The 12144-nt window shown below is 62.1% G+C and carries 12 protein-coding genes; 11 read left to right on the top strand and 1 reads right to left on the bottom strand.

What is annotated here, in order from left to right:
• The first annotated feature begins 142 nt into the window (after positions 1–142).
• The 8 genes from BOH68_RS09735 to BOH68_RS09700 all read left to right on the top strand — a co-directional run bounded on the left by BOH68_RS09735 (position 143) and on the right by BOH68_RS09700 (position 8590).
• A complete protein-coding gene (locus BOH68_RS09735) occupies positions 143–523 on the top strand; it encodes a hypothetical protein (protein ID WP_077371264.1) in 381 nt (126 codons plus the stop codon).
• Positions 524–603: 80 nt separating this feature from the next.
• A complete protein-coding gene (locus tag BOH68_RS09730; RefSeq protein ID WP_077371266.1) occupies positions 604–1350 on the top strand; it encodes an SAF domain-containing protein in 747 nt (248 codons plus the stop codon).
• Positions 1351–1481: 131 nt separating this feature from the next.
• Positions 1482–3419: a pilus assembly protein N-terminal domain-containing protein gene (locus BOH68_RS09725; RefSeq protein ID WP_077371268.1), complete on the top strand. Its 1938-nt coding sequence runs from the start codon at positions 1482–1484 to the stop codon at positions 3417–3419.
• Between the two features lie 10 nt (positions 3420–3429).
• Entirely contained in the window at positions 3430–4197 is a 768-nt protein-coding gene (locus BOH68_RS09720) for a tetratricopeptide repeat protein (RefSeq protein WP_077371270.1), read from the top strand.
• The gene (locus tag BOH68_RS09715; RefSeq protein WP_077371272.1) at positions 4194–5630 is read left to right on the top strand and encodes a CpaF family protein; all 1437 of its coding nucleotides are present in this window, start codon (positions 4194–4196) and stop codon (positions 5628–5630) included. Before BOH68_RS09720 ends, BOH68_RS09715 begins: the two co-directional genes overlap by 4 nt.
• 1 nt (position 5631) lies before the next feature.
• The gene (locus tag BOH68_RS09710) at positions 5632–6495 is read left to right on the top strand and encodes a type II secretion system F family protein (protein ID WP_167592994.1); all 864 of its coding nucleotides are present in this window, start codon (positions 5632–5634) and stop codon (positions 6493–6495) included.
• On the top strand, positions 6492–7373 hold the full coding sequence (locus BOH68_RS09705) for a type II secretion system F family protein (RefSeq protein WP_077371276.1): 882 nt from the start codon (positions 6492–6494) through the stop codon (positions 7371–7373). The genes BOH68_RS09710 and BOH68_RS09705 overlap by 4 nt, the downstream gene beginning before the upstream one ends.
• Positions 7374–7423: 50 nt before the next feature.
• Positions 7424–8590, top strand: a complete 1167-nt coding sequence (locus tag BOH68_RS09700) for a hypothetical protein (RefSeq protein WP_139345409.1) — start codon at positions 7424–7426, stop codon at positions 8588–8590.
• A gap of 52 nt (positions 8591–8642) precedes the next feature.
• On the opposite strand, the gene BOH68_RS09695 is transcribed toward BOH68_RS09700, so the two are convergent.
• Positions 8643–9065 (bottom strand): VOC family protein, encoded by a 423-nt coding sequence (locus tag BOH68_RS09695; protein ID WP_077371280.1) that lies wholly within the window; start codon positions 9063–9065, stop codon positions 8643–8645.
• Positions 9066–9320: 255 nt separating this feature from the next.
• Between BOH68_RS09695 and BOH68_RS09690 the strand changes: the two genes are divergently transcribed.
• From BOH68_RS09690 to BOH68_RS09680, 3 genes are all read left to right on the top strand, one after another.
• Entirely contained in the window at positions 9321–10004 is a 684-nt protein-coding gene (locus BOH68_RS09690) for an SCO family protein (RefSeq protein ID WP_077371282.1), read from the top strand.
• Positions 10001–10474, top strand: a complete 474-nt coding sequence (locus BOH68_RS09685; RefSeq protein ID WP_077371284.1) for a hypothetical protein — start codon at positions 10001–10003, stop codon at positions 10472–10474. The genes BOH68_RS09690 and BOH68_RS09685 overlap by 4 nt, the downstream gene beginning before the upstream one ends.
• 111 nt (positions 10475–10585) lie before the next feature.
• The gene (locus BOH68_RS09680; protein ID WP_077371286.1) at positions 10586–12103 is read left to right on the top strand and encodes a PepSY-associated TM helix domain-containing protein; all 1518 of its coding nucleotides are present in this window, start codon (positions 10586–10588) and stop codon (positions 12101–12103) included.
• Positions 12104–12144 lie beyond the last annotated feature (41 nt).

Genomic DNA, 12144 nt, shown 5'->3' with positions numbered 1-12144 from the left:
ACATTATTTTGCAGTTGAAACTCTCAGAACCCATTAATCTTCATGGCGTGGGCAGACGATGCAGATGAAAGTCTGACGGTGGCCACGAATTGTCGGACAGGAAAGCGACGCTGACGTAGATATCCTCACTGGAGATTCTCAGATGAAAAAGATAACCAAGAAGTCCCAGGCAGGTTTCGTGATGACGACCGAGTTGGTGCTGATTCTTTCCGTCATGGTAATCGGCATGGTCGTCGGATTGGTCACCATGCGAGATTCATTGACGGCTGAAATGGAAGATGTGGCAGAAGCTATCGGCCAGCTTGATCAATCCTATGCATTTGATGGTCTGGTTAACGCGGAAGGTACGGCATTCCTGGAAGGTTCGGGCTTCATTGACAGTACCGATACCAATGCCGGTGACGAAGTTACCTTTGATTTCGTGGCGGTCGACTTCACCGAGTCCGGCGCTGCAAATGGCTCGGGGCCAAGTACTGGTGGCGCTGCGGATGATGCGGCAAGTGCCAGCAGCTTCACTCCGTAATCGACATCGCCACGGGTCGGGTATCAGCGTCAGGATGCCCGGCCCGCCCGCCATGCCTTAACTGAATATCGGAGGATGCCATGAACATTCGTCTCAATGGCAGCACGACGATCGCTATGGTCGTTTTCCTGATATCCACCTCGATGGCAAGCCTGTTGGGGTATCGACAGTACGAGCGTGTGGGGGCTGAAGAGGTGCTGGTGGCCAACGATCTCATCGCTCGGGGTCAGATCGTCACCCCTCAGATGCTGGAACTCAAGATGATGAAGGATGTGGCAGGAGGGTTGCAGGACATGAGCATGGCAATCGGTAAGGTCATGACGCGCAATCGTCTGCCAGGGGATGTCATCCAGTCCCAGGATCTCCAGCCGGTGAAACGTCAAAGTCTCTCGCACTACATTCCTGAGGATAGAGTACTTTTTTCGCTCCCCATGGCGAGCCATTCTTTCCCCGTCTCACAGATAAAACCCAGTGATACCTTCGATGTCATCGGTAGCCTGAACGGGCGAGTTCGTGTCATTGCACAGCAGGTTCGCCTGATGGGTACCATGAACAATCCGCAGCCTTCTCCGGTGGAGAGTGGCCCCCTGTCATCGCTGTCACCTCAGGTCATCGGCAAGTCTTCCAGCCAGACATCCGGCCTGGTCATCGCGGCTCTTCCTGAGGATATCTTCCGGCTTGCAAGCCTGGGCGTGCAGGAAAGAGTGTCATTGGTGTTGCATGGCAAGGAGGTCAAGCATCGTTTACCTATCGCACCTGCCGTTCAGACGCGTCAAATCGAGATTTATCAGGGATTGCAACGTCGGAAGGTGGAAATAAGGTTGTAAGCCCTTGGTCAAGGTTTCAATGATATTTAAATGTACTGATGAGTTAACTTCATAAAGGCACGTGCAATACCTCTTTTCTTGCGACCGCCCCCTTGGCCACGTCGGCAACATCACTATCGCCTGGAGATGATATGAGCAAGCTTACCGCTTTTCTCCCAGAATGCTCTGGCGTCATTCTCTGCCTGTCGCTTGCCTGTGCTGGGCAGTATGCTGTGGCCGCCGAGATGGGTAACGACAGCACACCTGCTCAAGGACTCATCAATGTGGATACGGCCTACAGCAGCGGCAGTTCCCGTTCGCGCACCCTGGTGCAGTGGACGCACGCGCGATTGGCCTTCGGCAAGGACATCGAACGCATTGCCGTCGGCAAGCAGAGCATCATCGAGGTCGAGGTGATCGGCGGCCGGGAAGTCCTGATGCTGGGCAAGGAAGTCGGTCGTACCACGGTGATGGTGTGGTACGCCGATGGCAGCAACGAATCCTTTCTGTTCAGCGTGAGCCCGGATCTGAGTGTCCTGGGCAGTGCGCTGCGCGAGATTCACCCCTCCATCTCCATTCATTCCGCCCCGGACAGGCCTGTACTGGTGATGCGCGGCAAGGTGCCCACGGCGGACTATCGTCAGGCCGCCCAGCAGGCCGCGATGGATTACTTGCTCTCCGGTCAGCGGGGTGGCATCCAGCCTGCTGCCGCGGGAATGCCAGCGGGAGCACCGACGATGGGCATGAGCACCAGCATGGCAAGCCCGGTCATCAACCTCATCAAGGTGACCCAGAAGCCCAAGCCGATTGCCGACAAGCTCAAGGAGGCCATCGCGTCGCTGGGGGGAGAGGAGGTCACGGTCAGGCGGCTGCAATTCGGTGAGATGCCCAATGATCTCTTCGATACCTTCCTGCTGGAAGGGGAGGTGCGTGATCAGGTGGCATTGACGCGGATTCTGAATGTCGCGGCGCGCGTTGTCGGGGGCAGTCCGCTGGCCGGTGGTGATGCGGGGATCGATGTGCTGGCGGATGAGTCCGGGGCGCTGATGGGGGACAACGCTCGCGCCGGGGGCTACGGAGGCTCGATCACCTCCAGTAGTGGTGTCGGTGGTGGCGGCAGCCTGAGCAACAACATTCGCAACAATATCGCCCGCTCCAAGGTGCTTTCCATCGCGGGCGGGCGCCTCATCTCGATGATCGAGGTCCGTGACGTGCCGCAGGTACGGGTGGCGATCCAGATGCATGAGGTCAATCGCTCGCGCATGAAGGCCTGGCGTCCGGACCTGAGCATCATGACCAACGGCTACAACGCCAGTGGTCCGCTGGCGCTGGGCGAGACCGGCGCCGCCGGTGCCTCGGGGCTCGAGAATGCCCTGCAGATTCTGGATGGCACCCTGATCAACAACCTGCAGATCGGCGGCAGTGACATCGCCTTTGACCTGCTGTTCAGCCTGATGGAGAACGAAGGCATCTCTCGCACGCTGTCACGCCCGACCTTGACGGTGCTGGCCGGCGAGAGCTCGGTCTTCCAGGTCGGCGGCGAGATTCCGGTTCCCTCCGCCTTCGCGCCTTCCGGCGTGGGCCAGGATGACACTCTGGGCGCCAACACCAACGGGGTGTTCAGCGGGACTGACTTCAAGTCGTTCGGGGTCCAGCTCAGCGTGCGTGCCCTGGTCGATGAAAATGATCGCATCACGCTGGATGTGCTGCCTACCATCTCGACGCCGGACACCCTGCTGACTCAGCAGATTGCCGACAGCACCGGCTCCGAACTCAACAGTACCGCCTTCAATGTGCGCAGCCTGCGCACCACCACGCGCCTGCGCGACGGGCAGCCGCTGATTCTGGGCGGACTGGTCTCGCGTGACATGAGTGGCCAGGAAGACCGCGTGCCCGGCGCCAGTGATGTCCCGCTGCTCGGCTGGATGACACGCTCCTTCAATCGTTCCGATGTCGACAAGGAGCTGGTCATCATCGTGACCCCCACCTTGATACGGGAGCCGATCAATGAAGTCGCCCAGTGGAGTTTCCCGGATGGTGCCAGCCGTCTTGCCGACATGCCGCTGAGTCGTCTGCCATCTTCGCGTTGAGGAGTCCGTCATGAACATTCGTGAATCCGTGTGTCGTCTTGGGGTACTGGGCGTGATGGTGGGGTGGTTGGCTGGCTGTGGCTCCATCGACAGCATGCGGGAGTCTCGCCCGGATGCCGGAGATCGCCTCGAGTACCTCAACGAGCGCTATCAGCAGTTGATGGTGCAGGGCCGAACCTGTCTGGAGCTTGAGGATGTGGCAAGCCCGATGGTGGATTGCCAGCGCCTGCTGCGGGAAGCGGAGCGGCTGCACGTCGAGTACCCGCGCAATCCCGAAGTCCTGTACTTCAATGCCTTGCTGAGTCATGCGGCGGGACGTGGAGACAAGGCCCAGTTCTTCCTCGATCAAATGAGCATCGGGCCCTCGCACCCGCCGGAGGCCTTCGTGCTGCGCAGTCAGTTGGCGCTGGAAGAGGGCAACACGACCCTGGCGCGCAACGTGCTCGAACGTGGCATGTTGCTGCACCCGAATTATGCCGGTCTCTATGAAGGGCTGGCGGCGGTGGGCTATGTCGAGGGGCGTTATGACGATGCCGAGCAGCAGTTGACGCTGGCCTCGCGTCTCGGGGCGCCTGCCTGGCGGGTGGAGTATCACCGCGGCTTGATCAATGAGGCGCAGGGGCATCTGGCGGACGCCTGCCGTCAGTTCGATGCCAGTCTGGCCCGCAGGCAGGACCATCAACCGGCACGTGCCCATCTGCTGCGCCTGGCGACGGCAGGGCATTGTCGGGGCGATGCCCTGAAGGCAGCGGCTGGTGGGATGAGGATTTCCTCATGAACGGCGCACTGTCACGCATGCGACGTAGCCGAGCGTCCTCACAGGATGCTGAACGCCTCGCAGTGAGCGAAGCCGAGGAGGTGCCGGTTGCTGAGACATGTGCCTTGATCGCGCCCGAGATCATGGATCGTCTCAAGCGCGTACTGGTCACGCGTCTGGCCGATGAGCAGGGACAGGCCGTGCGTTACCGTCGTCTTGGGACGCGCCAGGGTGAGCTGGAGGGAGATCATCAGACTGCCTTGGAAGGGGTGAAGCAGCGTCTGGCCTCCTCGCTCACCGTGCTCTGCGAGGAGTACCAGATCCAGCTCGATGGGCCCAGTCGCGAGCGACTGCTGGCCAGTCTGACCAATGATCTCTGTGGTTTCGGTCCGCTCACCGAGTTGATGAGTGATGAGAGCGTCAGTGACATCCTCGTCAATGGCGCTGATGAGATCTGGGTGGATCGAGGCGGGCGACTGGAGGCCACCTCACTCAGTTTCGATGACGAGGCGCATCTGCAGCGCTTCGTCGCGCGCCTGATCGCGCCGCTCGGCAAGCACCTGGATGCCTCAAACCCCATCGTGGATGCACGTCTGGCCGATGGCAGTCGTCTGCATGCGGTCTGCGCACCCCTGACCCCCGATGGCATCCTCGTCTCGATTCGCCGGTTCCGCCGGCACCATCTCACCGGGGCGAGGCTCGTGGACAGCGGATTTTTGAGTCCGGGCCTGCTGGCGTTGCTGGAAGCGGCCGTGGTCGCTCGGCTCAACATCGTCATCAGCGGCGGTGCCGGAGCCGGCAAGACCTCCTTGCTCAACCATCTGGCCGGTTACATCAATGCGCGCGAGCGGCTGGTGAGCGTGGAGGAGTGCGCCGAGCTGGATCTGCAGCATCCGCATGTCGTCAGGCTGGAAAGCTATCCCGTCGCCGGAGACACGCCGCGCCCACAGGGGCTGGGGGAGCTTCTGCGCGCGGCATTGAGGATGCGCGCGGACCGTATCATCGTCGGCGAGGCACGTGGTGGTGAAGTCTTCGAGATGCTGCAGGCCATGACGGTGGGGCATGACGGCAGCCTGACCACCCTGCATGCCAATGGCGCGCTGGATGTGCCGGTGCGCATGCTGGCACTGGCCTTGATGAGCAGTGCTCACCCGGACCGTCAGGTGATCGAGGAGATGGTGCGTCTGAGCGGGGCGCTGATCGTGCATCTCGAGCGCGATGCCGATGGCCACCGTCAGCTTGCCAGCCTGGCCTGGCTGGGTGAGGCGCGTCCTCGTGAGCTGTTGCAGCGTCGTGCAGGCATGCCGGCCGGTGAGGCATGTGATGAAGACGCCTATCAGGCCGACCCGGAGGTGCTGGATGCCTTCCTCGCGCATCTGGCATCGCGCGGGGCCTCCCTGGCAAGCGGTGTCAGGGATGGCTGGTGCCAGGGCCCGTCACCGCAGGGGAACTGACATGCTGATCCTGCTGCTGGTCTGCATCGCGCTGTCTGCCCTGTGGTTGATCATCAGCATGATCAGGGCGCAGCGTTTCATGGGCGCGGATACCACGCTCGGGCTGATGCACCGCCGAGAGATGCCGCGTCTCGAGCGCCTGCTGGCGTTGCTGGACATCAGCATGCGGCCGGTGCTGTTCGTGGCGGGCGTGTGGGGAAGCAGCGTGATGATCTTCGTGATCTTCCTCGGCTGGTTCCCCGGCAACCTGTTGCTCGCCTCACTGGCATTGATGACGAGCCTGTTGCTGGTCGGCTTCCTGCTGCATGAATTCGCCAGTCGGCGCATCTTCCGCTTCGAGGGGGATCTGATCCAGGCGCTGGACATGCTGGAAGCGAGCCTGAAGTTGGGAGACAACCTGCGCAACGGGCTGCGCCTGGCGGGGGCATCGTCCCTCAAGGCCTCACGCCGCGAACTGATGCAGCTTGTCTATCGGCTGGATATGGGACTGTCACTGAACGAGGCCTGCGAGCGGATGCTGCGCCTCTACCCCTGCGAGAGCGTCAGGCTGTTCACGGCGGCGATGATCAGCGCCGAGCGGCGTGGCATGAGCTTCGCAAGCCTGCTGCCCTCTCTGCTGCCCACGCTGCATGAGCGTTACCAGATGCGCCGTCAGCTGCGTACCGAACTGTCCGGTGCGCGCTACTCCCTGCTGGTGATCGCCTTGCTTCCCTACGCCATCGTGCCCTTCATTCTCTGGAAGGAGCCGGACTGGCTGAGATTGCTGCTGGAGCACCCGCTGGGCAGCGTGCTGTTGCTGGGCGCCGTGTGCTGCCAGATTCTGGGCTTTGCCTGGCTGCGTCACATGATGAGGAAGCAGCCATGAATGTCCTTGCCTCGCTGCCGTCATGGTCGCTCCCCGACGCCTACCTGCCGGACATCATCATCCTGTGTGTGCTGGGCGCGCTGCTGGCGCTGTATCTGGCCCTGCAGAGCACCTTCAGGGTTCGTCTGGAGCAGAGCGGCATCGCGCAGGTGCTGCAGGAGCTGTTGCGCAATCCCGAAGACATCCGACAAGGCCGCTCACTCACGCCACGACGGCGCATGCGTCAGGCCGGGCTGGAGTCGCGTCGCGTGGTCTGGTGGTGGGTATTCCAGCTGATGTTGCCCGTTCTGCTGGGCTTGCTGGTTCTGCGTGTTATGGGTACGGGGCTTGGCGGTCTGGCGGGCCTGCTGATGGGAATCCTCCTGCCGCATCTGTGGCTGGGGCAGCGTCGGCGTGAACGCCAGACACGCATTGCCGCGGCGCTGGGCCATCTGCTGGCTGTCTCGCTGGCGTATCAGCGCCATGGCCTGTCGCTGGCCGCATCGTTGCGCGAAGCTGCTCGTCAGGCACTGCCGCCTGCCCATCCGCTGGCTTTCGAGCTCGAACTGTTCAGTGCAGAACTGGAAGGCGGGTTGTCGCTCAAGGAAGCTGCCTCGCGAATTTCCAGGCGCACTGGCAGCCGCGAATTGCACCAGTTCGCCATGTTGCTGGTGGCGGGCAACCGGATGGGCAACCCCTTGCATGATGTGCTGGAAGCCTTTGCCGCCCAGCTGGCGCGCCAACAGAGCGAGCGCCAGCGCAAGGCGATGCAGCAACGCAGCGTCAAGGCGCTGTTTCCGATGTTGCTCGTCGGCGGCCCCTTGTTCTTCGTGCTGGTGATCTTTCCGGCCAGTCTGCGCGTTCAGGAGGTTCTGATCCTGATGAGAGAGCTGTGGTAATGCGGCGAGGCCGACAGCCTCGCCAGCACAATCATCTCGGGGGAAAGCACATGGCGGCAGATAAGAGGTCGGTCACTCACGCATGCCATTCGCCTGGCAGACAGGGCGGTTTTATCATTACCATCGAGCTGATCCTGATCACCTCGATCCTGATCATCGGCTCGCTGGTCGGGCTGGCAGCGATACGGGATGCCCTCTTCAAGCATTACATGACCCAGCAGTCACGCGAGCTGGTGGTCGAGGATGCCAACGGGCGCGCGCTGGGTGAGGTCTTCGATGTCGATGAGCATGACGCCCCGCGCATTCTGTATTTCGATCGCAGCCAGCCTCCCGTGGTCAGTCGCGCCTTGATCGGGATACGGGATGACCGCTTCTCCAGTCGTGAGCCACTCTATTACGCCACTGCCAACTGCAGTGGTGACCCTTGTCTCAAGTCCGCCAGTGATGAAGCGACCGACAGCCGTGATATCGCCGGTGACGTGAGTGCCGGCAGTGTCAGCTATCTGCATGCGCTGCAGGGCGGACCTGTCTATGCCATCGGCCCTGGCGAACCTGCCGCCTTGCCGGGATTTCTCTATCGTGGAACACCCCAGCAATGTCCTTTCAGCGGCAGGGACGTGCAGTCGCGCTGGATATCGCAGAAGGTGATCGCGGGGACGCCTTGCGAGACGTTCACGCTGGAAGAGCAACAGAATCCGCCGGCGGATACCAGCTGTCTGTTGAGCACCGGGGTGCTCGACCTGTGCACGCCACCCCCCGGGACCGTCGCGCAGGATGACATTCTCACCAATTACCTCGGCCCGGTGGATGCGTTGGTGGATGCGACCCTGGGCACGGTGAATGCATTGCCCACCTGTAGTCTGCTGGGAGTCTGTGTTCCAGAAGTGGAGGTGGGAACCTTGTACTGTCCCGTGGGGACGCAGCTTCAGGAGGACGGTGACCTGGTGACCGCACTGGTACGTTCGCTGTTCGATCAATTGCGAGCTACCACTGATCTGGGACTGATCGAGCCCTTGCTGCAGCAGGTGACGAACCTGCTCCCCGGCACGCTTGAATGCTCCGCGGAAGGGGGCTTCCAGCTGGCGGAAAGCGTGCCTTCTGCCGAGAATCCCTCCGACAATGCGCTCGAAGGACTGGCAGCGCCCTTCCAGTTGCGGTCACCAGGCAGCGCAGGCAATGTCTGGTTCAGAACCTCGCCGGATGGAGAAGGGCGCTAGCGGCATGAGCCATCGGCGTGTCTTTTATTTCGTGTCTTTCACTGCGCGTCTTTCACTGCGCGTTCTTGACACCTCGGCTGATCACCGGCGCGCAGCGCTCGGGGTTGATGCTGACCACGCGCAGGCGATGCCCATCAGGCAACACACAGTCCAGGACCTGCCAGGCACAGCCCGGGGCGCTGCTGCCGTGGCTTTCCATCAAGTGTGCGCCGTGGGCCTGCAGCAGGTACCTGACATGGGGGAAGTCATCGCGATCCACCTCCAGGGTCAATTTGCGGCTGTCCGGTTGCTCTGCGCTCAACTGCAACAACAGGACACTGGTCTGCCCATCGGGTGCGTGATGCAGTTCGAGCGTCGCGCTGGTCGCGTTGCGCAGCAATGTGGGCAGGGCGAGAGTCTCCTGGAAGAAGCGGCAGGCGGCTTCCAGATCGCGCACCTCCAGAATGGCTGGGTGCAGGGACAGGCGTTGAATCATGGGGGACCTCATGACAAGAGGGAGGGAATGAGCCTAGTGTCGTGGCAGTCCGAGGGCGACGCACTTTGAATCTGATGATGGTCATGATGGCTTGTCGCTATCGCAGCGTGCACCGAGCGTGGCGTGGCAACTTGTCGCATTTGTCGTATCTCGCGACTGAACCGTTAGCATCCGTGCAACTGACAGAGTCAGTACCCATCGTCCAGGCGCACCGCATCGTGCGGTGACGCTCATTGCCATGCTTCCGGGGCTTTCATGTCGCTGCGCAAACTGGCCCTCATGGGGCTCAGTGCTCTCGCTATCATGTTGATCGTGCTGGTGATGGGGTTCAATGCCTCCCATCAACCGCGCGAGGCCTGGCCGACGACGCTGGAACTGTCTTCAACGCGCGGCACCTTGACTCCCGGCACGCTGGCCGGTGATGAATCCGGGCATCTGAGCCTGTTGATCCCCGGCTTCACCCATTGCCCGGATATCTGCCCGCTGTCTCTGGCGCGTCTGCAGATGGTCTGGCAGCGCATGGACCTTCAGGATCAACACAGGTTGCACCCGCTGTTCCTGACCCTGGACCCCGCCCGCGACACCCTGCCTGTCCTCACTCGCTATCTTTCCGCCTTCCACCTGCCGGTGACAGGCCTTCGCACGGCCCCGGACGATGAGCAGAGTCTCAAGACCCTGACGCAGCGTTTGGGCCTCCAGTTTCATGTGCGCGAGCACGGTCCAGCCGCTCATCCTGCTGACGACTACATGATCGACCACAGCGTGGCGATTCTCGTCCTCGATGATCAGGGCCGTCTGCGCGATACCTTGCCGCTCAGTCAGACGCCGGCCCAGCTGGCCGATCGCATCGAACAGCTGCTCGACTCGGTGCATGACTCGGTGCACGACTCGATAGATCAGGGCGCGGGGCATGATGTGCCAGCGGAGTCGGCCTCATGATGTCGGCTCCATGCTCGCGCCAGACTCGAGATGAGTCCGTCTCCTTCCACCGTGCACTGTCACGCCTGACGGCGGCCAATGGCCACGCGGTCTTCGTGATGTTGCTGGCGCTGGCCGCGATGCTGGTGATGCCACTGGCGGCGCCACGTGTGGTGATGGTGAATGATCACGCTGTCTTCGAGAGCCCCGGCGCCGGGCATTGGGTCAGCGGGGATAGCGACTGGATCACTCGCGCGGCACGCGAAAGTGGCTCCCAGGCGCAGATCACCCACAGTTCTGCCGCCTCGGATTGCCCATTGGCCAGCATGGCCGCCTTCACGCTGGCATTGATCGCCGCCGTGCTGGTACTGATGCTGGCAGTCCTCGGGCGAGACGCCACGCCTCGCCCATTGCCGGTCTCCCGACGGGAGATCGGTGTCCATCTACGTCCTCCCGGGCGGGCACCGCCTTTCCCATCAGTGTTTGCGTGAACGCTTCCGGGGCCGTCGTGACGGCTCCAGACCATGTTCGGTGACCCCGCGTTGACCGACGGACCCTGGATCCGTCGCACGTGGGGCGCCTGCTGATGGGTAATTTGTGCAATGAAGACCGCTACAGACACTGGAACCGCCAGCCGCGCCGGGCGGGGGTTCAGCGATATCTACCGGGCAGTATGGCGCTGGCATTTCTATGCCGGCCTGTTGGTGCTGCCGTTTCTGGTACTGCTTTCCGTGACGGGAGGCCTGTACCTGTTCCGCGATGGCATCGACCAATTCGTCCATTCCGACCTGATGAAGGTCAACACGCCCGTCACGCAGAGTGCTCAGAATCCGGCAGTGACAAGCCTGCCGTTGAGCGAGCAGGTGGATCAGGCGCTCGCGAGTCTTCCGGGTACGCCGGTGCGCGTCGTGCCATCTCCCGCCTGTGACCTGACCACGGAAGTCGATATCGTGGCAGCCGATGGCAGTGGCAAGCAGGCCGTCTACGTCAATCCTTACAGCGGCGAAGTCCAGGGGCAGATGGCCTACCGCGACAGCATCATGTGGACGGTGCGTCGTCTGCATAGCCTCGCGATCACGGGGCCGATCGGTAACGCGGCGCTGGAGATCGCTGCCGGGTGGTCGATCCTGCTCGTGTTCAGCGGGCTATATCTGTGGTGGCCGCGGGGGCAGAAAGGGGGTGTGGTCACGCTGCGGACCACGCCGGCCCGCCGGCTGTGGTGGCGGGACCTGCACGCCGTGTGTGGCATCATCGCGGCCGGCTTCATCGTGTTTCTCGCCGTGACCGGCATGCCGTGGTCGATGGTCTGGGGGGCCAAGGTCAACGAGTTGGCCAATGGGCATAACTATGGGTACCCCGATGGCGTGCGCGTGAACACGCCGATGTCGGATGCCCGCCTGGTGGATCAGGAATTGACCAGCTGGTCGCTTGAACAAGCCGTTATCCCGTTATCTTCCTTGCCGGGTGACGCCGCTGATCTCATTGTCGACGAGGGTGAGCACGCCGGTCACGGCGGCTCTGGCGCAAGTTCCGCGCCGGCGAAAGCGGCTGTGCCACTGAGCGCTGCCGCGATTGCCCACGCCGATATCGGTCTCGACGAGGCAGAACGCATCTTCGCTCGCGAGGGTCTGGCACCGGGCTATGCCATCAATCTGCCGAGCACCGCTCAGGGCGTCTATACCGGCTCCGTGTATCCGGATGCGCTGGAGCGCCAGCAGGTCGTGCATGTGGATCGCTACTCCGGCGATGTGCTGCTCGACATGCATTACGCCGACTACGGGCCGTTGGGACGGGCGCTGGAGTGGGGCATCAATGTGCATCTGGGGCAGCAGTACGGCCTGATCAATCAGCTGATTCTGCTGATGGCGTGTCTCGCGATGGTGATGATGAGCGTCGGGGCAGGCGTGATGTGGTGGAAGCGTCGTCCGGTGGGCGGTATCGGTATCCCGCCGCTGCCCAGGGAGCGCAAGCGTATCGCCGGTGTCTGGGGCCTGATGATGATCATCGGGGTGATCTTCCCGCTGGTCGGCCTCTCGCTGATCGTGATGGGCCTGCTCGATTGGCTGTGGATTCGTGTCAGTGCCTCTCGTCACCACGATGCGGCGGAGGCCAGCGCATGAAGCCGTCATCCGTCTTCTCATCACTTCCCTCAACCGTCTTC

It is taken from the genome of Cobetia sp. MM1IDA2H-1 (assembly GCF_002916775.2).
Lineage (GTDB): Bacteria > Pseudomonadota > Gammaproteobacteria > Pseudomonadales > Halomonadaceae > Cobetia > Cobetia marina.
The sequence above is the reverse complement of the archived record's forward strand: the minus strand, read 5'-3'. Positions and strand labels throughout refer to the sequence as shown.

Coding starts and splice junctions, on each gene's coding strand:
- BOH68_RS09710 (WP_167592994.1), top strand. CDS start 5,632: ATGCTGATCCTGCTGCTGGTCTGCATCGCGCTGTCTGCCCTGTGGTTG.
- BOH68_RS09715 (WP_077371272.1), top strand. CDS start 4,194: ATGAACGGCGCACTGTCACGCATGCGACGTAGCCGAGCGTCCTCACAG.
- BOH68_RS09725 (WP_077371268.1), top strand. CDS start 1,482: ATGAGCAAGCTTACCGCTTTTCTCCCAGAATGCTCTGGCGTCATTCTC.
- BOH68_RS09700 (WP_139345409.1), top strand. CDS start 7,424: ATGGCGGCAGATAAGAGGTCGGTCACTCACGCATGCCATTCGCCTGGC.
- BOH68_RS09730 (WP_077371266.1), top strand. CDS start 604: ATGAACATTCGTCTCAATGGCAGCACGACGATCGCTATGGTCGTTTTC.
- BOH68_RS09695 (WP_077371280.1), bottom strand. CDS start 9,065: ATGATTCAACGCCTGTCCCTGCACCCAGCCATTCTGGAGGTGCGCGAT.
- BOH68_RS09690 (WP_077371282.1), top strand. CDS start 9,321: ATGTCGCTGCGCAAACTGGCCCTCATGGGGCTCAGTGCTCTCGCTATC.
- BOH68_RS09705 (WP_077371276.1), top strand. CDS start 6,492: ATGAATGTCCTTGCCTCGCTGCCGTCATGGTCGCTCCCCGACGCCTAC.
- BOH68_RS09735 (WP_077371264.1), top strand. CDS start 143: ATGAAAAAGATAACCAAGAAGTCCCAGGCAGGTTTCGTGATGACGACC.
- BOH68_RS09685 (WP_077371284.1), top strand. CDS start 10,001: ATGATGTCGGCTCCATGCTCGCGCCAGACTCGAGATGAGTCCGTCTCC.
- BOH68_RS09720 (WP_077371270.1), top strand. CDS start 3,430: ATGAACATTCGTGAATCCGTGTGTCGTCTTGGGGTACTGGGCGTGATG.
- BOH68_RS09680 (WP_077371286.1), top strand. CDS start 10,586: ATGAAGACCGCTACAGACACTGGAACCGCCAGCCGCGCCGGGCGGGGG.